Annotated in this window: 21 protein-coding genes; 4 read left to right on the forward strand and 17 right to left on the reverse strand. The window is 69.6% G+C overall.

All coding sequences use genetic code 11. The features are described from left to right. The first annotated feature begins 60 nt into the window (after positions 1 to 60). Entirely contained in the window at positions 61 to 1,155 is a 1,095-nt protein-coding gene (locus BWO91_RS15425) for a hypothetical protein (RefSeq protein ID WP_079003206.1), read from the forward strand. Positions 1,156 to 1,175: 20 nt separating this feature from the next. On the opposite strand, the gene BWO91_RS15430 is transcribed toward BWO91_RS15425, so the two are convergent. From BWO91_RS15430 to BWO91_RS15470, 10 genes are all read right to left on the reverse strand, one after another. Beyond that, positions 1,176 to 1,496, reverse strand: a complete 321-nt coding sequence (locus BWO91_RS15430; RefSeq protein ID WP_064294992.1) for a hypothetical protein — start codon at positions 1,494 to 1,496, stop codon at positions 1,176 to 1,178. Positions 1,497 to 1,646: 150 nt separating this feature from the next. Then, positions 1,647 to 3,164 (reverse strand): L-arabinose isomerase, encoded by a 1,518-nt coding sequence (gene araA, locus BWO91_RS15435; RefSeq protein ID WP_056014267.1) that lies wholly within the window; start codon positions 3,162 to 3,164, stop codon positions 1,647 to 1,649. A 127-nt stretch (positions 3,165 to 3,291) separates the two neighbouring features. Then, a complete protein-coding gene (locus BWO91_RS15440) occupies positions 3,292 to 3,999 on the reverse strand; it encodes an L-ribulose-5-phosphate 4-epimerase (RefSeq protein ID WP_071258853.1) in 708 nt (235 codons plus the stop codon). Beyond that, complete coding sequence (gene araB, locus BWO91_RS15445; protein WP_430929551.1) at positions 3,996 to 5,693, reverse strand: ribulokinase; 1,698 nt, start codon at positions 5,691 to 5,693, stop codon at positions 3,996 to 3,998. The genes BWO91_RS15440 and araB overlap by 4 nt, the downstream gene beginning before the upstream one ends. A 426-nt stretch (positions 5,694 to 6,119) precedes the next feature. Continuing rightward, a complete protein-coding gene (locus BWO91_RS15450; protein WP_079003209.1) occupies positions 6,120 to 7,658 on the reverse strand; it encodes a hypothetical protein in 1,539 nt (512 codons plus the stop codon). Positions 7,659 to 7,699: 41 nt separating this feature from the next. Next, the gene (gene mmsB, locus BWO91_RS15455) at positions 7,700 to 8,953 is read right to left on the reverse strand and encodes a multiple monosaccharide ABC transporter permease (RefSeq protein WP_064294995.1); all 1,254 of its coding nucleotides are present in this window, start codon (positions 8,951 to 8,953) and stop codon (positions 7,700 to 7,702) included. A 32-nt stretch (positions 8,954 to 8,985) separates the two neighbouring features. Beyond that, the gene (gene mmsA, locus BWO91_RS15460) at positions 8,986 to 10,494 is read right to left on the reverse strand and encodes a multiple monosaccharide ABC transporter ATP-binding protein (RefSeq protein WP_064295024.1); all 1,509 of its coding nucleotides are present in this window, start codon (positions 10,492 to 10,494) and stop codon (positions 8,986 to 8,988) included. A gap of 137 nt (positions 10,495 to 10,631) precedes the next feature. Beyond that, on the reverse strand, positions 10,632 to 11,744 hold the full coding sequence (chvE, locus tag BWO91_RS15465; RefSeq protein ID WP_079003210.1) for a multiple monosaccharide ABC transporter substrate-binding protein: 1,113 nt from the start codon (positions 11,742 to 11,744) through the stop codon (positions 10,632 to 10,634). Positions 11,745 to 11,851: 107 nt separating this feature from the next. Further along, a complete protein-coding gene (locus tag BWO91_RS19770; RefSeq protein WP_153303513.1) occupies positions 11,852 to 11,992 on the reverse strand; it encodes a hypothetical protein in 141 nt (46 codons plus the stop codon). Between the two features lie 265 nt (positions 11,993 to 12,257). After that, on the reverse strand, positions 12,258 to 13,277 hold the full coding sequence (locus tag BWO91_RS15470; protein ID WP_079003211.1) for a serine hydrolase domain-containing protein: 1,020 nt from the start codon (positions 13,275 to 13,277) through the stop codon (positions 12,258 to 12,260). 137 nt (positions 13,278 to 13,414) lie between these two features. Here BWO91_RS15470 and BWO91_RS15475 point away from each other — a divergent pair, with 137 nt between their 5' ends. Further along, on the forward strand, positions 13,415 to 14,434 hold the full coding sequence (locus tag BWO91_RS15475; RefSeq protein WP_064294998.1) for a LacI family DNA-binding transcriptional regulator: 1,020 nt from the start codon (positions 13,415 to 13,417) through the stop codon (positions 14,432 to 14,434). 227 nt (positions 14,435 to 14,661) lie between these two features. Here BWO91_RS15475 and BWO91_RS15480 read toward each other — a convergent pair whose 3' ends face one another. Then, positions 14,662 to 15,858 carry an ROK family protein gene (locus BWO91_RS15480; RefSeq protein ID WP_240555541.1) on the reverse strand — a complete coding sequence of 399 codons (1,197 nt, stop codon included), beginning with the start codon at positions 15,856 to 15,858 and terminating at the stop codon, positions 14,662 to 14,664. A 90-nt stretch (positions 15,859 to 15,948) separates the two neighbouring features. Between BWO91_RS15480 and BWO91_RS15485 the strand changes: the two genes are divergently transcribed. Next, the gene (locus BWO91_RS15485) at positions 15,949 to 16,422 is read left to right on the forward strand and encodes a GNAT family N-acetyltransferase (protein WP_079003213.1); all 474 of its coding nucleotides are present in this window, start codon (positions 15,949 to 15,951) and stop codon (positions 16,420 to 16,422) included. A gap of 80 nt (positions 16,423 to 16,502) precedes the next feature. On the opposite strand, the gene BWO91_RS15490 is transcribed toward BWO91_RS15485, so the two are convergent. Beyond that, positions 16,503 to 17,114 carry a hypothetical protein gene (locus BWO91_RS15490; protein WP_064295001.1) on the reverse strand — a complete coding sequence of 204 codons (612 nt, stop codon included), beginning with the start codon at positions 17,112 to 17,114 and terminating at the stop codon, positions 16,503 to 16,505. Positions 17,115 to 17,246: 132 nt separating this feature from the next. Between BWO91_RS15490 and BWO91_RS15495 the strand changes: the two genes are divergently transcribed. Then, entirely contained in the window at positions 17,247 to 17,750 is a 504-nt protein-coding gene (locus tag BWO91_RS15495) for a metallophosphoesterase family protein (RefSeq protein ID WP_079003214.1), read from the forward strand. Positions 17,751 to 17,756: 6 nt separating this feature from the next. On the opposite strand, the gene BWO91_RS15500 is transcribed toward BWO91_RS15495, so the two are convergent. The 5 genes from BWO91_RS15500 to BWO91_RS15520 all read right to left on the reverse strand — a co-directional run bounded on the left by BWO91_RS15500 (position 17,757) and on the right by BWO91_RS15520 (position 22,290). Then, entirely contained in the window at positions 17,757 to 18,404 is a 648-nt protein-coding gene (locus tag BWO91_RS15500; RefSeq protein WP_079003215.1) for a hypothetical protein, read from the reverse strand. A 143-nt stretch (positions 18,405 to 18,547) separates the two neighbouring features. Beyond that, the gene (locus tag BWO91_RS15505; protein ID WP_240555542.1) at positions 18,548 to 19,681 is read right to left on the reverse strand and encodes a Gfo/Idh/MocA family protein; all 1,134 of its coding nucleotides are present in this window, start codon (positions 19,679 to 19,681) and stop codon (positions 18,548 to 18,550) included. Further along, the gene (locus tag BWO91_RS15510) at positions 19,666 to 20,361 is read right to left on the reverse strand and encodes a ThuA domain-containing protein (protein WP_079003216.1); all 696 of its coding nucleotides are present in this window, start codon (positions 20,359 to 20,361) and stop codon (positions 19,666 to 19,668) included. The genes BWO91_RS15505 and BWO91_RS15510 overlap by 16 nt, the downstream gene beginning before the upstream one ends. 49 nt (positions 20,362 to 20,410) lie before the next feature. Beyond that, the gene (locus tag BWO91_RS15515; RefSeq protein WP_079003217.1) at positions 20,411 to 21,364 is read right to left on the reverse strand and encodes a carbohydrate ABC transporter permease; all 954 of its coding nucleotides are present in this window, start codon (positions 21,362 to 21,364) and stop codon (positions 20,411 to 20,413) included. Further along, positions 21,364 to 22,290, reverse strand: coding sequence for a carbohydrate ABC transporter permease (locus BWO91_RS15520; RefSeq protein WP_071258845.1), 927 nt, complete (start codon positions 22,288 to 22,290; stop codon positions 21,364 to 21,366). Before BWO91_RS15520 ends, BWO91_RS15515 begins: the two co-directional genes overlap by 1 nt. Positions 22,291 to 22,297 lie beyond the last annotated feature (7 nt).

Below are 22,297 nucleotides of genomic sequence, written 5' to 3' on the forward strand. Positions count from 1 at the left end.
GCGCCTGATTGGACCGCGCCTGATCGGGCCGCGCCTCGACGCGGAACTAGGCTGGAGGGCGTGCAGGCGCTTCCCGAACCACTCGACACGAGTGCGCTCACCCGGCCGCTTCCCCGCCGCGAGGTTCGAGAGCAGTGGCGAGCCTTCGTCGCCGAACAGCCCGACGCCCTCGACCGCATCGGGCGGGCGCGCCGGATCACGACCACGATCGGCACGGTGGGCGGACTGCTGAGCATCCCGCTCTTCACGCTGATCGGCGTCCTGGCGCTCGCACAACACGGCGCGGATGCTGCACGACTCGCCTTCGGATTGGGAACGCTCGCGCTGGCCATGGTCACCGTCGCCGTGATCCTCGTCCGGACGACGGTCAGGGTCTGGTCACGCAGGACCATGCGACGCACGCACCTCCGTCTCGTCGCCTTCGCCGAGGCGAACGGATTCGGCTACCTGGTCGGCCCCGTTGCGGCGCCGCGCGACATGCCCTGGCGGAACCGCGGTGCACTGAACCTTCACCGCGTCCTCCGAAGCCGCCAACCGCGCGGCATCGAGATCACGAATTACGAGATCACCGGAAACCGGAAGAACCTCGCGGCCCCCTTCGGCGGCTACTGCGCGCTCCGGATACCGATCGCCCTGCCACACCTGGTGCTCCGCGCGCAGGACGGCCGACGCCGCGGCATGAGCGCCGCGAGCGCCCCGGTGGGCACTCAGCGACTGGAGCTCGAGGGCGATTTCGACCGACACTTCCACCTCTACTGCCCGATCGGCTACGAGGCGGACGCGCTCTACCTGTTCACGCCCGACGTGATGGCGCGCCTCCTCGACCACGTGCGCGGCTTCGACGTCGAGATCGTCGACGACTGGCTCCTCCTCGTGACCACCGACGACCTCGTCACGACGAAGGTCGACGATTGGCAGGACATCGCCGCTGCTGTCGACGCCGTGGACGACCGTGTCGAGCGCTGGGCCCGGTGGCGCGAGACCCGGGGCGACCGACGGAGCACCGAGACGGTCGCACCGGCGCCCGACGCGATGGTCGGCCGCGTCAGCACTCGCGGCCGACGCCTCAAGCTCCGTATGAGTACCGACGACATCCTCATGTGGAGCGCGCTGGCGCTCTTCGCTGTCGGCGCCGTCGTCGGGCTCCTCCCCTAGCCCGTCCGGACGGGTACGGGTCAGTCGCCGTACTCGTCGAGGAAGGTGTCCGACTCCGCATCGAGCGCACATCCCTCGGCGGCGGCCTCGGCCGGGGTACGGTCGCCGGCGTCGACGATGCTGCTCGCCCGCTCCGCGATGCACCGTTCCATCGCCCGCTCGGCGGCCGCCGGGTCGGCGGCGGTGAACCCGCCCGTCGCTGCGACGATCGCGAGGACCGCTCCGACACCGGCGACGAGGACGGTCCCACCGATCGCGAGCTTCCATCCGAGCCTCGTCGGCTCGGCCGTCCTCTGGTCGCCCGGTTCGTGCTGCTCCGGCCGCGTGAACACATCCGTCATCGGTCGACCCCCGTCGTTCAGTGCGCCACCCCCGGCGCGTCGCCCCAGGCTAGCAAGCGCCGTCGTCGCACCGCACGATCGACGACAGCACGACGCGAGACGGCCTCCCGCTGGTGGGCAGGAGGCCGTCTCGGTCGGATCGTCCCGAGGCTAGAACCCCTGGGCCAGGCGGTAGTACGCGTTGTTCCAACGGACCTCGCGCTGGAAGTCGCGCGTGGTGGTCGACTCGTCGATCACGAGGAGCTCGGTCTTGGCGATCTCCGCGAAGTCGGCGAAGACCTCGACCCCGACGGCGGTCGACATGACGGTGTGGTGCGCGGCGCCGGCGGTGAGCCAGGCAGCGGCCGAGGTCGCGAAGTCCGGAGCCGGCTTCCACACGGCGCGCCCGACGGGCAGCTTCGGCAGGGCCTCGATGGGCTGGACGACCTCGACGACGTTCGCCGTCAGCCGGAAGCGGTCGCGCATGTCGCTCATCGCGACGACCACGGCGGGGCCGGAGTCGGCTGTGAAGACCAGACGCACCGGGTCCTCCTTGCCGCCGATGCCGAGCGGGTGCACCTCGAGGGTGGCACGAGCCGAGGAGAGCGTCGGGCTGACCTCGAGCATGTGCGCCCCGAGGATGAGCTCGTTGCCGGGCTCCATGTGGTACGTGTAGTCCTCCATGAGCGAGGCGCCACCGGGGAGGCCGGCGCCCATGACGGACGCGGCACGCACGAGGACGGCCGTCTTCCAGTCGCCCTCCGCGCCGAAGCCGTAGCCGTCGGCCATGAGGCGCTGGACGGCGAGGCCCGGCAACTGACGCAGCTCGCCGAGGTCCTCGAAGCTCGTCGTGAACGCGGCGAAGTCGCCGGCCTCGAGGAAGGAGCGCAGGCCCAGCTCGATCGCGGCGCCGTAGCGGAGCGACTCGTGCCGCTCGCCACCCTTCCGCAACTCGGGGACGACGTCGTACAGCTCCTCGTACTCGGCGACGAGCGCGTCGATGTCGGCGTCCGTCGACGCGTGCACGGCCTCGGCGAGCTCGTTGACGCTCCAGGTGTTGACCTGCACCCCGAAGCGCAGCTCGGCCTCGGTCTTGTCGCCCTCGGTGACGGCGACGTACCGCATGTTGTCGCCGAAGCGTGCGAGCTTGAGCTCGTGCGTGGCCGCCCAACCGGCGGCGGCGCGCTGCCAGGTGCCGACCTCACGCTGGACGCGCGGGTCGGAGACGTGGCCGACGACCGTCTTGCGGGCGACGCCGAGACGCGTCTGGATGTACCCGAACTCGCGGTCGCCGTGTGCCGCCTGGTTGAGGTTCATGAAGTCGAAGTCGATCTCCGACCACGGCAGCTCGACGTTCGCCTGCGTGTGGAGGTGCAGCAGCGGCTTCTGCAGCGCGTCGAGGCCGGCGATCCACATCTTGGCCGGGCTGAAGGTGTGCATCCAGGTGACGAGACCGATGACGCTGTCGTCGGCGTTCGCGTCGAGCATGGCGCGACGGATCGACTCGGAGTCCTTGAGGACGGGCTTCCACTCGATCCGCACGGGGACGTCGGCGGCGGCGCCGAGCTCGGCGGCGATGGCCTGGGACTGCTCGGCGACCTGACGGAGGGTCTCCTCGCCGTACAGGTTCTGGCTGCCGGTGAGGAACCAGACGGTGTAGTGGTCGAGCGTGGTGGTGGGCTTCGGCATGGGTGGGTCTGCTTTCTGAGTGGGTGGGCCCTTCGACAAGCTCAGGGACCGGAGTTCGGTGCGGCGGTCCCTGCCCTTCGACAGGCTCAGGGACCGGGAACGGCGCGGGGGCCGGAGATCGTTCTGATTAGAGCGCGCCCTGCGGCGCCTGGCCGTAGACGTTCTGGTATCGGTCGAACAGGGCGTCGATCGCCTCGGTCGGCATGGGCTTCGGCTCGCCGAGCTGACGCGAGATGTGCACGGTGCGGGCGACGTCCTCGACCATGACCGCGGCCTTCACGGCGTCGCGGGCGTCCTTCCCGATCGTGAACGGCCCGTGGTTCTGCATGAGTACGGCGCGCGACCGGTGACCGGTCAGCGTCTCGACGATGCCGCGTCCGATCGAGTCGTCGCCGATGATCGAGAACGGACCGATCGGGACCTCTCCGCCGAACTCGTCGGCCATCGCCGTGATGACGCACGGGATGGGCTCGGCGCGTGCCGCCCAGGCCACCGCGTAGGTGGAGTGGGTGTGGACGACGCCGCCGACCTCGGGCATATGCCGGTAGACGTATGCGTGCGCCGCGGTGTCGCTCGACGGCGACCGCTCAGCGCCGGGCGTGCCCGGGATGACGTTGCCGTCGAGGTCGCAGAGGATCATGTTCTCGGGTGCGAGGTCGTCGTAGTCGACGCCGGAGGGCTTGATCACGAAGAGGTCGGCTCCCGGCACCCGCCCGGAGACGTTGCCGCCGGTCCAGATGACGAGCCCGTACCGGACGAGCTCGCCGTGCAGCTTGGCGACGTCGGACCGGACGCGCGCGATCGCGACCTCGATCTCGGGCGAGTAGGTGTTCACGCGGTGGCTCCTTCGAGGGCGGTGGTCTCGGTGTCGGTCGACAGGCCGTCGACGCCGCCACCGAGGGCGGCGCGGCGGATGCGCTTCAGGCGCTTCATGACGTCGTTGGCGCCGCGACCGAAGTAGTCGTGCAGCGTCGCGTACTCCGCGTAGAGCAGGTCGTACGCGTCGGCCGCCGCCTCGTTCGGCGTGTAGACGGCGCGGTTCACCTTGCCCATCGCGGCGCTGGCCGCGGGGACGTCCGGGTAGGCTCCGGCGGCGACGGCGGCGTGGATGGCCGAGCCGAGCGCGGGCCCCTGGTCGCTCGCGGTGATCGAGATCGGCAGGCGGAGGATGTCGGAGTAGGTCTGCATGAGGAAGGGGTTCCGCTGCAGACCGCCGGCGACGATGAACTCGGTGACGGGGACGCCCGAGGCGTTGAACGTCTCGACGATCTTCCTGGTGCCGAAGGCCGTCGCCTCGAACAATGCGCGGTACACCTCCTCGGTGCGGGTGGTGAGCGTCAGGCCGAGGACGGTGCCGGAGAGCTCGTGGTCGACGAGGACCGAGCGGTTGCCGGAGTGCCAGTCGAGGGCGACGAGGCCGTGCGCGCCGACCGGCTGGTCCTGGATGAGGGAGGTGAGGTGTTCGTGGATGCTGACGCCGCGCGCCGCAGCCTCCTCGGTGTATCGGGCGGGGACCTGGTTCGCGACGTACCAGGCGAAGATGTCGCCGACGCCGGACTGTCCGGCCTCGTAGCCGTAGAGGCCGGCGATGATGCCGCCGTCGACGACGCCGCACATGCCCGGGACCTCGCGGAGGACGTCGCCGTTCATGACGTGGCAGGTGGAGGTGCCCATGATCGCGACCATCTGGCCGGGCGAGACGGCCTGCGCCGCGGGTGCCGCGACGTGCGCGTCGACGTTCCCGACCGCGACCGCGATGCCCTCGCGGAGACCGGTCCACGCAGCGGCCTCGGCCGAGAGGGTGCCGGCGGCGGCGCCCAGCTCACCGATCTCGTGCGCGACCTTGTCGTCGGCGAAGCGCTCGAAGGCGGGGTTGAGAGCCGCGAGGAACTCGTGGCTCGGGTAGGCGCCGTCCTGGTAGATGCCCTTGTAGCCGGCGGTGCAGGCGTTGCGGACGTAGGTGCCGGTGAGCTGCCAGATGATCCAGTCGGCCGCCTCGACCCAGTGGTCCATGCGCTCGTAGAGTTCGGGGTCCTCCTCGAGGAGCTGGAGGCCCTTGGCGAACTCCCACTCGCTCGAGATGAGCCCGCCGTATCGCGGCAGCCAGGACTCGCCCCGCTCGGCGGCGAGCTCGTTGATGCGGTCCGCCTGCGGCTGCGCGGAGTGGTGCTTCCACAGCTTCACGTAGGCGTGCGGGCGGTCGGCGTACTCGGGCAGCTCGTTGAGCGGCGTCCCGTCGGCGATGACGGGGACCATCGTGCAGGCGGTGAAGTCGGTGCCGATGCCGATGACGGCGGCGGGGTCGATCCCGGCGGCCTCGACGGCGCGCGGCACGGCGGACTGCATGACGGCGACGTAGTCGGCCGGCACCTGCAGCGCCCAGTCGGGCGGCAGCGCGGCGCCGGTGGAGGCGAGCTCCCGATCCATGACGGCGTGCGGGTAGTCGAGCACCGCCGACCCGAGTTCGGCGCCGTCGGACACGCGCACGACGACGGCTCGGCCGGACAGCGTGCCGAAGTCGACGCCGATCGTGTAGGTCTCGGCGTGCGTGGCTGTCGCCTGCTCGGGGGCGCTGGCGGCCGGGTTCTGCTCGGTGTTCACCGGTGGGACTCCTTCGTCGATCTGGTGCTCGGTTGATTCGCGATGCTGTGGTGAAGCGGGTGGGGGCGGCTGCTCGTTCGGGTGGATCAGGGCTGGGCCGCACTCGAGTGTACAACGTTGTATATTGCCGTGGCCATGCACAGGACGACGCGATCTCGACTCATGCGAGACCGCCCATCGTCTCGATGACGGCGCGTGCGTCGAGCGGCTCGGGATCCGCCGCGTCAGCAGCGCCGACGGTCCCCACGATCCGGCCCGCGCGGACGGCGACGACCCGGTCGCAGACGGCCGCGAGCGCCGCTGGGTCCTCGCTCGAGACGACGACCGCCCGGCCGGACGCCGCGAGCGATCGGATCAGGGCGCACCGCTCAGCCCGCCGGCGTCCGTCCTCGGAGCCGGGGCGCCCGTCGCACCGAACGGTTCGGCGAGCAGCACGGCGCGTGCCCCCGTGTCCGCGATGATCCGGAGCGACTCGGTGAACTGGTCGGCGTCCGGCCCGCGGTGCACGCCGGGGAGTGCGGCGACCAGGCCGCTCGGCACGGTGGTCGCCCGGTAGTCGCGGCGCGCGTCGGCAACACCGAGCCTGACCATCCTCGTGAGGGCGTCCGGGGAGACACTCGACGGCACTCCGCCGAGGAAGGAGAGGTCGAAGCGGATCGGATGCTCGGTCGTGTAGAGCACCCCCGCGGCGCGCGCCAGGTCCGTCGTCGAGACGTCGACCGCCGCACCGTCGAGCGCGACCGAACCGCGGGTCCGTGCACCGTACGATCGCCCGAAGATGCTCAGCAGCACCTCCCCGGCACCGGAGTCGGGCGGACCGAACAGCCCGAGCACCTCCCCCGGTGCACAGGCGAAAGAGAGGTCGTCGACGACGGTCCGCTCGGGGTCCGCCGGGTGGCTCGCGGTCCAGTGTTCGACGGCGAGGCCGGTGCCCGACACCCGATCCGTAGGAACCGTCACGGTGCCCGATGTCCACGAGCGGGCCCCGGCCGGACCTGCGGCGTCGAGGGCGAGCGCACCATCGGCCAAGGCTTCGAGCACCTCGCGTTCACCGCTGTCGGGAGTCAGTCGGATCGAGGGTGAGTGGGCACCGCCGACGGCCAGCACGGTCGCGGTCGATGCGACGCCCGCCAGCCCGGTGACGGCCCCGGTCGCGAGCAGGACGCCGGGTGCTGGGCCGGCGGTTCGAGGAACTCGGGCCACCTCGACCATCGCCTGCCGCCAGCGCTCGACCTCGTCCGCTCGAAGCGCGGGTCCGCTGTCGTCGATCACGATGAGCGAGGCCTCCGCGGCGACCGCCCTGGCCAGCTCCACGAGCCGACGCTCCACGACCGACAGGGCACCGGCGGGGTCCGCGGGTGACCGGTCGAGCCCGACGACACGCAGAGCGTGGTGGATCCGCGCGGCATCGCTCTGCGCCACGGACGTCCGGTCGGCGGACGGTCCTCGGAGGAGCCGCATGACCGTCTCCCGCAGGCCCGTGGCACGCTCGGAGCCGAGCAGCACGTTCTCGCCGATGGTCTGCGACCAGCTGATGGCCTGCCCGGCCGTCACGACGGCCACCCCGGAGGCGCTCGATGCGGCCCGGGACGACAACCGCGCCGGTCGACCGGCGACGAGCGCCGTCTCGGAACCGGACGACCCGGTCACGCCGCGCGGGGCGGGAGCCGTCCCGGACAACCGCGCGATCAGGTGCCGGAGCGCGGAGACCGGGCCGAGCACGGCGTGCACCGTGCTGAAGGGCACCTCCAGCAGCGGCGTGCCGTCCCGCAGGACGGCGAGCGCCGGCATGGCCGATGAGGACTCGGGCGGGGCGGTCGCCTCGCCCCCACGCACGGAGGCGAGGGCACCGGCCAGGTCGCCGGTGCTCTCGCCTCCGTGGTGGATGTCCATGCGTCGGATCGATCCGGGTTCCGCTGTCGCGGACCTCGGGATCAGCGTCCGCCGCTGCGGCGCTTGTTGTAGACGTCGAACGCGACGGCCAGCAGCAGCACGAGACCCTTGACGGCCTGCTGCCACTCGATGCCGAGGCCGATGATCGACATACCGTTGTTCAGCACACCGATGATGAGACCACCGATGATCGCGCCGCCGATGGTACCGACGCCACCCTGCACCGCGGCTCCACCGATGAAGGCGGCGGAGATAGCCTCGAGCTCGAAGCCGTCACCGGCCTTCGGACCGGCGAGGTTCAGGCGGGCCGTGAAGATGAGGCCGGCGAGCGCCGCGAGGAAGCCCATGTTGACGAACAGGAAGAAGTCGACCTTGCGGGTCTTGATGCCGGACAGCTCCGCGGCGTGACGGTTGCCGCCGATCGCGTAGATGTGGCGGCCGAAGACCGAGCGGTTCATGACGATGCCGTAGACGAGCACGAGGACGGCCAGCACGATGAGCGTGACCGGGATGCCCTTGTACGCGGCGAGGGCGTACACGAAGAAGCCGATGCCCGCGATGATGAGGACGAGCTTGGCGACGAACCACGGGAACGGCTCGGTCTCCTGGCCGTACTTCTGACGGCCGAGGCGCGTGCGGACCTGCTGCACGACGAGGCCGACGACGGCGATGACGCCGATCCCGAGCGTGAGCGGGTCGATCGGGAAGTCACCGAACACGTCGTTCAGGAAGCCGTTGCCGAGCGCGCGGTACTCCGCCGGGAAGGAACCGATGTTGGCGTTGCCGAGGACCACGAGCGCGAGGCCGCGGAAGATGAGCATGCCGGCGAGGGTCACGATGAACGCCGGGATCCCGACGTAGGCGATCCAGAAGCCCTGCCAGACACCGACGAGCGCGCCGATGGCGAGCGACAGGATGACGGCGATCCACCACGGCATCTGCATCTGCACGGCGAACACACCGGACACCGCACCGACGAAGGCCGCGACGGAACCGACCGACAGGTCGATGTGGCCGGCGATGATGACCATCACCATGCCGATCGCGAGGACGAGGATGTACCCGTTCTGCACGATCAGGTTGGAGATGTTCTGCGGCCGCAGCAGGATGCCGTCGGTGATGACGGCGAAGAACACGACGACGAGCAGGAGGGCGATGAAGATGCCGTTCTTGCCGAGGTCGCTGAGGATGTGGGTCAGCCAGCTCGTGAAGCGGTTGGTGGCCGGGTTGACGAGGCCGCCGGCGGCGGTGCCGTCGCCTGCCGGGACGGTGGGTTTGGTGTCCAGATCGGACATTGCGGTTCTCCTTCGATCCGTCCGCGCCCGCGTCAGCGGGGCTTCTCCATGGTCATGAGCTTGAGGAGCGCTTCGGGGTTCGCTTCCTCGATCGGCAGTTCGCCGGTGATGCGGCCCTCGCTGAGGGCGTAGATGCGGTCGCAGATGCCGATGAGCTCGGGGAGCTCGGAGGAGATGACGATGACGCCCTTCCCCTCGGCGGCGAGGCGGTTGATGATCGTGTAGATCTCGTACTTCGCGCCGACGTCGATCCCACGGGTGGGCTCATCGAGGATGAGGACGTCGGGGTCGGAGTAGATCCACTTCGAGAGGACGACCTTCTGCTGGTTGCCGCCCGAGAGCTTCCCGGTCTTCGCGAGCACGTTCGGAGCCTTGATGTTCATGCTCTTCCGGTACTCCTCGGCGACCTTGTACTCCTCGTTGTCGTTGACGAGTCCGCCGCGTTCGAGCTTCTTCAGCGAGGCCATCGAGATGTTCCGCTTGATGTCCTCGATGAGGTTGAGGCCGTAGTACTTGCGGTCCTCGGTGGCGTAGGCGAGGCCGTTGTCGATCGCCTCGGACACCGTGCGCGTGCGGATCTCGGTGCCGTTCTTGAACACCTTGCCGCTGATCCGGCTGCCGTACGACTGACCGAACAGGCTCATCGCGAACTCGGTGCGGCCGGCGCCCATGAGGCCGGCGATGCCGACGATCTCACCGGCGCGGACGTTGAGGTTGACGGCGTCCACCATCACGCGGGTCGGGTCCTGCGGGTGGTGGGCGGTCCAGTCCTCGACGCGCAGGATCTCCTCGCCGATGTTCGGCGTGTGGTCCGGGTAGCGGTGCTCGAGGTCGCGGCCGACCATGTCCTTGATGATGCGCTCTTCGGTGACGTCGTTCTTCACGATCGTCTCGATGGTCTTGCCGTCGCGGATGACCGTGACGGTGTCGGCGACCTTCTTGATCTCGTTGAGCTTGTGGCTGATGATGATCGACGTGATGCCCTGCTCCTTGAGGTGCAGGATCAGGTCGAGCAGGTGGTCGGAGTCCTCGTCGTTCAGCGCTGCGGTCGGCTCGTCGAGGATGAGGAGCTTCACGCGCTTCGAGAGGGCCTTCGCGATCTCGACGAGCTGCTGCTTGCCGACGCCGATCTCGAGGATCTTGGTCGTCGGGTTCTCCCGCAGGCCGACCCGGGCGAGCAGTGCTGCCGCCTCCTGGTTGGTGCGGTTCCAGTCGATGAGGCCGAGCGGCCCCTTCAGCTCGTTGTTGAGGAAGATGTTCTCCGCGATGGAGAGGTAGGGGCTGAGGGCCAGCTCCTGGTGGATGATGACGATGCCCTTGGACTCCGAGTCGCGGATGTCCTTGAACTCCATCGTCTCGCCCTCGAAGACGATGTCGCCCTCGTAGGTGCCGAACGGGTAGACGCCGGACAACACCTTCATGAGCGTCGACTTGCCGGCGCCGTTCTCACCGCAGATGGCGTGCACGGTACCGCGCTGCACATCGAGCGTGACGTTCGAGAGGGCCTTGACGCCGGGGAAGGTCTTGATGATGTTGCGCATCTCGAGGATGCTCGTGGTCTCGCCTGACACCGTGTCTCCTTACAGGTGATCGTCGTTGAACCGGGCCCTCCGACAGGCTCAGGGATCGGAAGTGATTCCGTTCCCTGAGCCTGTCGAAAGGGGTGTTGCAGGACTGACTAGCCCTTGATCTCGTCTTCGGTCCAGTACCCGGAGTCCACGAGGACCTCCTTGATGTTGTCCTTGACGACGATCTGCGACTCGAGGAGGAAGGACGGGACGACCTTCTTGCCGTTGTCGTAGTCCTCGGTGTTGTTGACCTCGGGCTTCTCACCGTTCAGCACGGCGACGGCCATCTTGACGGCCTCGGCAGCGAGCTGGCGGGTGTCCTTGAAGATGGTCGCGTACTGCTCGCCGGACTCGATGGCCTTGACCGAGTCGAGCTCGGCGTCCTGGCCGGAGATGACGGGCCAGCCGTCGCCCACCGAGTAGCCGGCGTCGGTCAGCGCCGAGATGATGCCTCGCGAGATGCCGTCGTAGGGCGACAGGACCGCGTTGACCTTGCTGCCGTCGGAGTAGGTCGACGTGAGGATGTTCTCCATGCGCTTCTGCGCGGTCTCACCGTCCCAGCGGAGCGTTGCAGCCTGCTCGAAGGAGGTCTGGCCGCTGGCGACCTTGAGGGTGCCCGCGTCGATGAACGGCTTCAGGGTGTCCTGAGCGCCGTCCCAGAAGAACGTGGCGTTGTTGTCGTCGGGCGAGCCGGCGAACATCTCGATGTTGAACGGACCGGCGGGTGCGCCCTCGGTGGGCTTGCCCTCGAGGTCGACGAGGCCGAGGCCGTTGAGGACCGAGTTGGCCTGCTGCACGCCGACCTTGTAGTTGTCGAACGACGCGTAGTAGTCGACGTTCTCGCTGTCGCGGATCAGGCGGTCGTAGGCGATGACGGGGATGTCGCCGTCCTTGGCCTCCTGCAGCACGCTCGTGAGCGTGGTGCCGTCGATCGAGGCGATGATCAGGACGGAGGCGCCCTTGGTGATCATGTTCTCGATCTGCGAGACCTGGGTCGGGATGTCGTCCTCGGCGTACTGCAGGTCGACCTTGAAGCCCTCCTTCTCCAGCTGCTCCTTGACGGCGTTGCCGTCCTGGATCCAGCGCTCGGAGCTCTTGGTGGGCATCGCGACGCCGACGAGCTTGCCGTCGCCTTCGCCGCCGCCCGATCCGCCGCTTGCACCGCCGGAGCAGCCGGCGAGCGACACGATCATCGTGCCTGCGGCCAGCGTGGCGAGGAGCATTCTCTTCTTCACTGTGTGGTTCCTTCCCTAGGGAGTTGCTTGGACGTCATTGTCATGCGCAGGTCTGTCGGCATCGATGTGTCCAGCTCATCGAGGCCGCTCGTCGGTTACGTGGCGTTCGCGGGTGCGGGTGCGGGCGCCTCGTCGTGGTGCCGGCGAGGGTGCAGGGAGAGGTGGCCGGCGGAGAGCCGGGCCGAGAGGGAGCTGTGGTCGGATCGATCGGTGCCGTGGATCGGGAGGCGGCTCATCGCCGACCTGCTCGCTCCATTGCGCTTCGTTCCCACGTCGACTTCCTCGTCACTCCGAATGTGACCGTTCACATTGTGTGTCACACGATAGCCCCAGACCTCCACCTGATGTCAAGTCGGGATGGGTCTCATTTTCATAACCGCCGATTGCCGGGGCATGGTCGCGCTCTCATCGTGCCCGTGCAAGCACGTGCCGGGGGCGCAGCTACGCCCCGATCGGCATGGCCGGAAACCGGGGATGTGCCCGGCAGATCCCAGTGGACGCCTAGAGTTCGGCGTCGATCGCGCGGATGACGTCCCAGGCGCCGTCCTCGGAGTTCGACAGCACGACGACGTCGATGGCGTCGGCGGCGGTCGGGCCGAAGTAGGTGCGCACGATGCCGCTCGCACCGGGGTTGACGCCGTCGAGGTACATCGATCGCACCTGGCCGTCCTCGTCGACGTCGAACTCGAAGCCGAAGCCGTAGGAGATCTCCTCGTCGACCTCGATCTGCGGGGAGGTGAACTCCTCGGTCAGCTCGGCGGTGAGGATCTTCGCGTCGCGGGCGGCGCGCAGGAAGGTGATGAGGTCGCCCGCGGTGGACTGTGCACCGGCGTCCGGGCCGCCGAGCGGTGGGAACGCCCCGGCGTTCGAGTGCCAGACGCCGTCGTCGTCGACGTCGCCCCCCTCGGCCAGGCCGGGCTCGCCCGTCCGGCGGTCGACGAAGCCCGAGTGGTCCATGCCGAGGAGCGCGAACACCTGCTGCTCGACGAGCTGGCGGTAGGGCAGCCCCGTCACCCCCTCGAGCGCGAGCCCGAGCAGCACGTAGCCCGCGTTGACGTAGTTCGCCTCCTCGCCGGGGGCCGCGAGCGGCTCCTTGTCGGCGAAGAGCGGCAGGAGGTCGGCGGTCTCGCGGATCGACGAGGGCGGGCGCTCCGCCCAGAGATCGTCGTAGCTCTCGCCGGCGGTCTCGTCGGCGTCGTCGGCGATGCCCGAGGTGTGGGTGAGCAGGTGGAGCAGCTGGACGTCGCGGCGGATGGTCGTGCCGTCGAGGTCGACGTACTCGTGGATCGACTCGTCGAGGTCGATGTGTCCGGCGTCCACCTGCTGGAGCACGGCGGCGGCGGTGAAGAGCTTCGTGATGGAGGCCGTGTCGAAGCGGGTGTCGAGCGTGATGGGCTCGTCGCGCTCCCTCGAGGCGAGGCCTCGGGCGGCCTCGAAGAGCGTCTCGTCACCGCGCTTGACGAGCACGACGCCCGAGAAGTCGGTGGCTTCGATGACGCGGGCGACGCTTTCGGTATCCATCCCCCAACGGTACCGTCGCGGACCCCTCCGTGGCTCCACGCGCCCTGGGGGACCCGATCCGTCGGGGGGGGGCTGACGCGTGTGCATAATGGGTGCAGCACGAAATGTGACCGTGCACATCGAGGTCCGAGGAATCCGTGAGCGACGACGCCGAACGGGGGCGAGCCCCCAATATCCGCGATGTCGCGCGCCTGGCCGGGGTCTCCCACCAGACGGTCTCACGGGTGCTCAACAACCATCCGAGCATCCGCGACTCCACCCGCGACCGGGTCCTCGCCGTCATGGACGAGGTCAACTACCGTCCGAACCGGGCCGCCAGGGCACTCGTGACGAGTCGGTCGCGGACCATCGGCGTGCTCGCGAGCCAGCGGTCGCAGTACGGTCCGGCGAGCATGATCCAGGCGATCGAGAACGCGAGCAAGGACGCCGGGTACCTCGTCAGCACGGCGAACCTGCCCGACGTCTCCGACGCGTCGATCGTCGCCGCCGTCGAGCATCTGCTCGCGCAGTCGGTCGACGGCATCGTGGTCATCGCACCGCAGGTCCGGGTGTTCCGGGCGATCGAGGAGCTGCAGGTACGGGTGCCGTTCATCGCGGTGCAGTCCGGCGGTGACCTCGACGACCACTCGATCGGCGTCGACCAGGTCGCCGGTGGACGCTTGGCGACGCGGCATCTCATCGAGCTCGGGCATCGGAACATCTACCATCTCGCCGGCCCGCAGGACTGGATCGAGGCGGAGGCGCGCATGCACGGCTTCCTCGCCGAGATGAGCGCGCAGGACGTGCCGACGACCGCACCGATCCTCGGTGACTGGACCGCCGACTTCGGCTATCGCGCCGGGATCGAACTCATGCGGGTGCGCGACTTCACCGCGATCTTCTCCTCGAACGACCAGATGGCGCTCGGTCTCATCCACGCGATCCGCGACGAGGGGTACGACGTGCCCCGGGACGTGTCGATCGTGGGGTTCGACGACATCCCGGAGGCACCGCACTTCTGGCCGCCGCTCACGACCGTCCGGCAGGACTTCGATGAGCTGGGGCGTCGCTGTGTCGCGCGGTTGCTCGGCAACCTCGAGGTCGACGCCGTCGGGTACCGCGGAACGATCGAGCCGGAGCTCATCGTGCGGAAGTCGACGGGTCGCCCGGCCTTCTGACCCTCGTGTCGTCGTGGTGTGTCGTGGTGGCGCCAGCGCGGTGCGCTGACGCGAGCGCGGGTCACACGCGTGAGCGCGCCCCTCCGGAGACCCGCGCTCGAGTCCACGCCCCGCGCCCACGCCTGTTCGGGTGACCTCGCGTCAGCGCACCGCGCTGACGCCGGGTGAGCACATCTCACGCCGGCGCACCGCGCTGGCCACCAGGCCGACAGCACCCAGGGCGACGATCACCAGGCGGCGGGGTCCGCGATGAGTCGATCGAACGCGAGTTCCGCGGCACCGATGAGCAGGAGGTCCTGGCCGAGTTCCGCGCGCACGATCGAGACGTCCTCGAACGGCGGGACGAGCGCCCGCTCGCGGACCGCATCGTGCAACTCCTCCGACGCCAGTTCGAGCACGATCCCGAGATGCCCACCGAGGACGACGAGTTCGGGGTCGAGGATGTTCACCGTCCCGGCGAGCGCCCGTCCGAGCGTCCTGGCCTGCCGGACGACCTCCTCCCGCATCGCCCCAGCCGGGTCGGCCGCGATGCCCTCGGCGAGCGCCGCTTCGAGGACCGCGTCGTCCCCGGCGGTGAGACCGGCGACGCGGAGGAGCTCGCTGCGTCGCACGGCGTCTTCGAGCGCATTGCCGGTGGTCGTCGCCGAGGTGTGGCCGAACTCCCCCGCATAGCCGCGCGCACCCCCGACCGGTCGGCCGCCGGCGATGATGCCACCACCGATACCGCTCGCGCCACCGTTCAGGTAGACGAGGTCGTCGATACCGCGGCCCGCCCCGAAGGTCCGCTCCGCCCGGGCGCCGAGACTCGCGTCGTTGGCCGCGAACACCGCACGACCGGTCGCGGCACGCAGCCGCTCGACCAAGGGCTCGTCGACCCACCCGAGGTGCGGTGCGAGCCGGACGACCCCGTCGGCGTCCCGGACGAGACCGGGGACCGCCAGCCCGATCCCACCGCCGCCGCGCGCCTCGTCAGGCAGGCGGTCGGCGAGTTCCGCGACCAGTTCCGCGATGATCGCCGTCGCCTCGGCCGCCGACGGTGTCGTGTCGACCTCGCGACGCACGCGCTCGAGGACCTCGCCGCCGAGTCGCACGGCCGCCACCGTGATCGCGTCGAGTTCCGGGTTCGCTGCGAAGGCGACGGCTCGCGGGCCGGCCGAGACGAGTGGCGACGGCCGGCCGACACCCTGCCCACCGACCGGGACGGACTCCGTGACGATACCGATCGAGGCGAGTTCCGTGACGAGCGCGGCGACCGTCGACCGGTTGAGCCCGGTCGTCCTCGTGAGCGCCGACCGCGACTGCACGCCGCCCTGATGCACGAGCTCGACGATCCGGCCGAGGTTGCGACGGCGCACCGAGTCGAGTCCGCTCCCCATGCCGGATCCGCCCGCTGGACCCGCCCCGACCGCTGTCGACTCGCTCACACGCACACCCTCTGCTCGATCCCTCCAGTGTCCCCTATCCGAGCACACGCCGGTTCACCCGCCTCCGGCCGCGGATGGTTGACTGGATGGATGCCCGCCGCCTGGACACTCCGCGCCGCCACCATCGACGACTCGACCTGGATGGCCGAATTGCGTGCCGTCGTCATGCGACCCGACCTCGAGCGCCTCGGTCGCTACGACGAGACCCGCGTGCGTCAGCGCTTCCTCGGCGGATATCGACCGGAACACACCTCGGTGATCGAGGTCGAGGGCATCACGGCCGGGCTGGTCGCCCTCCGCCCGGAACCCGACGAGCGGTGGCTGGAGCACTTCTATCTGGCGCCCGAACACCAGGGCGCGGGCCTCGGCACCGCGGTGCTCACGCGGCTCCTGGCCGACGACGGCGACCCGCGCCCGTTCCGCCTGAACGTCTTGCAGGGCAGCCCGGCCCGCCGCCTCTACGAGCGCCACGGCTTCACGCTCGAACGCGAGGACGAGGTCGACGTCTGGATGGTCCGCGGCGCGGGAGCAGGAGATCGGCACGGTGGCAGGACGTTCGGCTGAGTGACGTCCTGCCACCGCGCGGATCTCCTCCTGCGACGCCGGCACCGGCTAGCGGGTGAGCAGCGCGACGCCCGAGCAGCTCAGGCGGGCTGGCGGACCGTGGTGACGATGTCGACGAGGTGCGGGTCGGCCGGCGCGGAGCCGAAGCCGAAGCGCACGGGCGGGTCGAGTCGGGCGAGGGTGCCGAGGTCGGCACCGGACCAGCTCGCGGTGGCGGCGGTGATGCGGCGGGCGCCGGTCACGCCGTAGTACTCGCGTCGACCGTTGCCTGCGGAGCCCGCCGTCCGGGCGCCGGGTTGGAGCACGCGGGCGAGGGGGTCGATCGTCTGCAGCCAGACGGGGTTCACGGCCACGGGTTTGGGGACGACCCGGAGCGCACGACCGAGCGGAGAGCTCCCGCCGATGCGGAGGGTCGTGTCGAGCGGACCGCCCACGAAGCGGAGCCCCGTCGGTAGACGGGTCCAGCCGACGGTGCCGATCTCGACGTCGTCGAAGGTGTACGTGGAGGAGATGAAGTCGGCGATCTCCTGGGTCGGCGCGAGCAGCAGGCGTTTGCCGCGGGAGTCCTCGATCATCGCGTCGGCGAACGAGCCGAACGGCGAGGTGGACCAGAGCCCGAGGACGATGCGGACGCCACCCGTGGTGCCGTAGCCGGCGATCCTCCCGGAGAAACGAAGGTCGGTTGCGGGCATGGGATCACCCTAGTCGCCCCTCCTGCGGGAGTGTCCGTGAACGGGGGTCCACGGCCCGGCCCCCGTGCCGGTGGACAGGCGCGGGAGCACCACCCGGTTGACGAGGTCGGCGCGATCCGCTTCCGTGGGAACATGCCGACCTCGCTGCTCCTCCTCGCCGACACCCACCTGCCGAAGCGGGCGAAGGTCCTGCCGGACGCGGTCTGGGCCGCCGTCGACGCAGCAGACGTCGTCGTCCACGCGGGTGACTGGGTCGACGAGGCGACCCTCGACGCCCTCGAGACCCGGGCTGCCCGCCTCGTCGGTGTCTTCGGCAACAACGACGGCCCAGGTCTCCGCGCGCGCCTTCCCGAGGTCGCGCGCTTCGAACTCGACGGACTGCGGTTCGCCGTCGTCCATGAGACGGGGGCGGCGACCGGTCGCGAGCGACGGGCCGACGAGGCCTTCCCCGACACCGACGTCCTGGTCTTCGGACACAGCCACATCCCGTGGGACTCGGTCTCGCCCGCCGGCCTGCGTCTGCTCAACCCCGGGTCGCCGACGGACCGCCGTCGTCAACCGGAGTGCACGATGATGACCGCTCGGGTCGAAGACGGCGCGCTCAGGGACGTCCGGGTCGTCCCGGTCTCCCGCTGAGGCGGATCAGCCGCAGTACTCGCTGTCGATCTTCGCTTCGTCGCGGACCACGATGCCGTCGACGAGGTCGTCGGTCACGGAGAAGTTGATCCAGTGTCCGGCGTCGTCGGTGACGGCGTAGAAGACGGCGTACTTGCCCTGCTGCTCGGTGAGCGCCGGGTAGGCGGCCCGGAGTTCCTCGAGGGTGGATCCGACGCCGACGCCCTCAGCGGTCTTCGGTGAGGCGGCGACCGCCGCAGCCGCAGGCCCGCCCCACGCCTGCAGGACGATCTGGCCCACGACGCCGGTGCTCTGCGGATCGGGGAGCCAGACGGAGGGCAGCCCGTCGGCGGCGTAGGCGGTCACCCACGGGCACGCCTCCTGCGTCGCGACGGTGAAAGCGGTCATGAACGACGCCGTGCCTTCGATCGGTGCGCCGACCTCGATCGGGCCGAGCCCGGTGAACGACACGATCCAGGACGCGGGATCGGCGAGGTCGGGACCGGTGGGTGTCGGCGTCGGCGACGGTGTCGGCGTGGCCGTCGTGGTCACGGTCTCGGTCGGTGCGGGCGTCGATGCTCCCGCGCCGCCCGAGCATCCGGCCAACGCCAGCGCTGCTGCGATCGCCAGGGCGGTGACGACCGGACGTCGGTGTGCTCGTGTGAACGACATCATTCCCCCAAATGTGTGCTCGGATCAGCCCATCCTCGCACACCATCCGGTCCCCTCCCTTGCCCGCGAACTGTCACTCCGACACAGTTCCAGCCGTCCGGACCAGCGCCGAGTGACAGTTCGCGGGCAGGGGGAAGGGGAGGAACTCAGGCGACGGAGGCGGGCTGCAGCACCGGCGCCGGGCGGGGGACGGTGCTCGTCAGTTCCACGACGCGGTGCTCACGACCGGCGACGATGATCGCCTCCATGATCTCCAACACGTGGAACGCGAGGTCACCCGATGCCCGATGCGGTCGGTCCTGTTCGATCGCCTCGGCCAGGTCCGACAGGCCCACCCCGCGCCCGGCGTCGACGAAGCCGGCGCTGTCGGGGACGGCACGCCAGGTGCGGTCGTCGGCCGTCGCGATCTCCACCGGGTCCGAGAACCGGTTCGGGTCGGGCACGGCGACCGTCCCGCCCGTCCCGTAGACCTCGAAGAGCGGCGCGCGGCTCGCCCACACCTCGAACGAGACCGTCACGGTCGAGACCACCCCGTTCGCGTGCTCGAGGATCGCGGTGACGTGCGTGTCGACCTCCTCGTGCACCGGGATCGGCGTCCCGGCCAGCGCTCCGGTCGCGACCGACCGCTCACGATCCGACCGCGCGACCGCGCCCGACACCCGCACGACAGGACCGAAGAACGACACGAGGCTCGTCAGGTAGTACGGCCCCATGTCGAGGAGCGGTCCGCCACCCGGCTGGTAGTAGAACGCGGGGGCCGGGTGCCACAGCTCATGTCCCGGGGCGCTCCAGGCGACGGCTGCGGCGATCGGCCGACCGATGGCGCCGCTGTCGAGCACGGCGAGCGCCGTCTGGACCCCGGACCCGAGGACGGTGTCCGGCGCGCTGCCGACGCGGAGGCCCTTCGCCGCCGCGAGCTCGAGCACCGGTCGTGCCTCGGCGGTCGACAGCGCGAGCGGCTTCTCCCCGTAGACGTGCTTGCCGGCCTCGAGAGCCCGGAGCGCGACCTCGGCGTGCGCGGCCGGGATGGTGAGGTTCAGGACGACGTCGACCTCGGGGTCGGCGAGCAGCTCGTCGACGCTCGACGACCGCACGCCCTGTTCGGCGGCGACCTCCGCGGCGCGGGCGAGGTCGAGGTCCGCAACGACGACGAGCTCGAGGTTCGGCAGCTTCGGGAACTCGGCGAAGTACTGCTTCGAGATGTTGCCGACGCCGATGACGCCGACCCGGAGGACGGACCCTCCGGTGCTCTCCAATGGCCCGTTCAGCGCGCTGCCCACAGCAGGCCCCTTTCGATGATGGTGCGGACGTTCGGGTCTTCGACGATCTCGATGCGGTGGCCGGGCGCGGACACGAAGATCCTGCCCTTCCCCCACTGGCGGGTCCAGATGGCGGGCGCCGTGACGGGACGGTTCCACGCGTCCCAGGGCCGCACCTCCTGCGTCGTCGTCGCGAGGACGTCGTTGTACTCGTCGCTCAGCACCCAGTACTGCTCGGTGACGAGGTCGAAGTCCTCGATCCCCTCGGTGATGGGGTGCGTCCGGCCGTACTCGGTGATGTGGACGGTGTAGGGGATGTAGTTGTCGGACTGCTCCCCCGTCCGCTCGGCCGGGTCCTTGCCGGCGTGGTGCGCGAACTGGCCACCGATCATGTGGAGGTAGTCGGCGTTGTTGCGGTACGAGTCCGCGATCCCGCCGTGCCAACCGGCCATACCCGTCCCGTTCAGGACGGCGCGTTGCAGGCCGGCGAACTCCTCCGGCTCGATGGTGTTCATCGTGTTGATCTGCACGATGAGGTCGACCGTGTCGAGGTAGTCGGTGTCCGTGTAGACGGTGGTCCCGTCCTCGACGCGGACGGTGAACCCGCTCGCCTCCAGGAAGGGGATGAAGGCCGCGGTCGTCTCGACGGGCATGTGCCCGTCCCAGCCGCCTCGCACCACGAGCGCCTGCTTGTCAGTCATGTGTTCCTCTCAGGGGGTGGTTCGGTCTCCGGTCGACTCGCGACCGGCACTACTTGCTGAAGCCGGCGGTCATGCCACTGATCAACTGGCGTCGGCCGAACAGGTACAGGATGAAGATCGGCAGGGTCGACAGCACCACGGCGGCGAGCACGGCCGGCACGTTCACGCTGAACGAGCCCTGGAACGTCCACAGCGACAACGGCAGCACCCGGTTGCTCGGCGACTGCGTGAGCACGAGCGGGAACAGGAAGCCGTTCCACACGTTGAGCGCGTTGTAGAGCGCGACCGTGACGATCGCCGGCCGGGCGAGCGGGAGGACGAGCGAGACGAGGGTCCGCCAGCTCGACGCGCCGTCGACCGTCATCGACTCGAACAGCTCTTTGGGGATGTCGCGGATGAAGTTCGACAGGATGAGCACGGTCACGGGCACCGCGAAGCCGATCGACGGCAGGATCAGCGCCAGGAGGGTGTCGTAGAGTCCCGCCTTGCTGAGCATGTAGAACAGCGGGATGATCGTCGCCTGCAGCGGGATCGCGAGGCCGAGCAGGAAGAACGAGAACGCTCCCCGCGTGAACCGGGAGTTGGTGCGCACGATCGCGTACGCGGCCATGAGGCAGACGAACACGGTGACGGCGACGCTCGCGACGGTGATGACGACGCTGTTGCCGAGATAGAGGAAGAAGTCGCTCTGCAGGACGAGGGCGTAGCCGTCGAGGGTCGGGTCGGTGGGCGGGATGAGCTGGTTGCTCGAGAAGAACCCGGCCTGCGGGCGCACGCTCGTGATGACGATGTAGTAGATCGGCAGCACGATGATGAGCAGCCAGATCCATGCGCCGATCCCGCCGATGATGTTCGGCTTTCGGCGGGCACCGCGGGGGCGCCTGCCTCGCGTCTCGTGCTCGCCCGGGCGTCCGCGCTTGGACCCGGCGGTCGAGACGCTGACCGTGTCGAGGCTCCCGGTCGGGAGCGCACCGGGCTTCGTGAGTGGGTTGGTCGCTGACATCAGAGGCCCTCCTGCTGACTGTCCATCTTGGCGAAGCCGCTCAGTTTGGTGAGCAGCAGGGCGATGGCGAGACCGATGACGGCCAGGATGATCGCCATGACGCTCGCCTGCCCGAACTGGCTCGCGGAGAAGCCCGTCACGTACATGAGGATCGGGAGGATGCGGGTGCCCGCGCTCGGAACGCCGCCGGTGAGCACGAAGATCACGTCGAAGTAGGTGAGCGAACCGATGATCATGAGCGTGGACGACGTCACGAGCGTGTACCGCAGCTGCGGGAGCGTGATGTGGAAGAACTGCTTGACCGTCCCCGCACCGTCGATCTCGGCGGCCTCGTAGAGGGACGCCGGGATCTGCCGCACGCCACCCTGGAACAGGAGCGTGTGGAAGGGCACGAACTGCCACGCGATGATGAAGATCACGACGAAGAGCACGAGCTGCTGGTTGCCGAGCCAGTCCTGCTTGAGGAACGGGATGCCGAGCGACGCCGACAGGCCGAAGTTCGGGTCGAGGATCGCCTTGAACGCGATGGCCGTCGCCGCCGACGACAGCAGGAGTGGCAGGAAGAAGATCGCGCCGAGGACGGCCCGGTTGCGCTGCTTGCCGGCGGTCCAGGTCCCGAGCAGCAGGCTGATCGGTGTCTGGACGATCCAGGAGATCACGATGACCTTGAGGGTGAGGACGAGCGCGTCGATCGCGACCGGGTCGACGAGGACCGAGGCCCAGTTGTCGAGGCCGACCCACGCGGGGTCGGTGATCGCGTCCCAGCGGGTGAAGCTCAGGTACAGGGCGACGATGAGCGGGATGATCGCGAAGACGAGGAAGAAGCCCAGCGCCGGCGCGACCATCCAGCCACTGGGGCCGGTGCGGCGGCGCATCGCTGCCGCACCGGCCCCTCGGGCCCCGTTCAATGGACGGGTGACGGTCATCGGGAGA

It is taken from the genome of Plantibacter flavus, assembly GCF_002024505.1.
Lineage (GTDB): Bacteria > Actinomycetota > Actinomycetes > Actinomycetales > Microbacteriaceae > Plantibacter > Plantibacter flavus_A.

Coding starts and splice junctions, on each gene's coding strand:
- BWO91_RS15430 (WP_064294992.1), bottom strand. CDS start 1,496: ATGACGGATGTGTTCACGCGGCCGGAGCAGCACGAACCGGGCGACCAG.
- araA (WP_056014267.1), bottom strand. CDS start 3,164: ATGCCGAAGCCCACCACCACGCTCGACCACTACACCGTCTGGTTCCTC.
- BWO91_RS15450 (WP_079003209.1), bottom strand. CDS start 7,658: ATGGACATCCACCACGGAGGCGAGAGCACCGGCGACCTGGCCGGTGCC.
- mmsB (WP_064294995.1), bottom strand. CDS start 8,953: ATGTCCGATCTGGACACCAAACCCACCGTCCCGGCAGGCGACGGCACC.
- mmsA (WP_064295024.1), bottom strand. CDS start 10,494: ATGCGCAACATCATCAAGACCTTCCCCGGCGTCAAGGCCCTCTCGAAC.
- chvE (WP_079003210.1), bottom strand. CDS start 11,744: ATGCTCCTCGCCACGCTGGCCGCAGGCACGATGATCGTGTCGCTCGCC.
- BWO91_RS19770 (WP_153303513.1), bottom strand. CDS start 11,992: ATGAGCCGCCTCCCGATCCACGGCACCGATCGATCCGACCACAGCTCC.
- BWO91_RS15470 (WP_079003211.1), bottom strand. CDS start 13,277: ATGGATACCGAAAGCGTCGCCCGCGTCATCGAAGCCACCGACTTCTCG.
- BWO91_RS15485 (WP_079003213.1), top strand. CDS start 15,949: ATGCCCGCCGCCTGGACACTCCGCGCCGCCACCATCGACGACTCGACC.
- BWO91_RS15490 (WP_064295001.1), bottom strand. CDS start 17,114: ATGCCCGCAACCGACCTTCGTTTCTCCGGGAGGATCGCCGGCTACGGC.
- BWO91_RS15495 (WP_079003214.1), top strand. CDS start 17,247: ATGCCGACCTCGCTGCTCCTCCTCGCCGACACCCACCTGCCGAAGCGG.
- BWO91_RS15500 (WP_079003215.1), bottom strand. CDS start 18,404: ATGATGTCGTTCACACGAGCACACCGACGTCCGGTCGTCACCGCCCTG.
- BWO91_RS15510 (WP_079003216.1), bottom strand. CDS start 20,361: ATGACTGACAAGCAGGCGCTCGTGGTGCGAGGCGGCTGGGACGGGCAC.
- BWO91_RS15515 (WP_079003217.1), bottom strand. CDS start 21,364: ATGTCAGCGACCAACCCACTCACGAAGCCCGGTGCGCTCCCGACCGGG.
- BWO91_RS15520 (WP_071258845.1), bottom strand. CDS start 22,290: ATGACCGTCACCCGTCCATTGAACGGGGCCCGAGGGGCCGGTGCGGCA.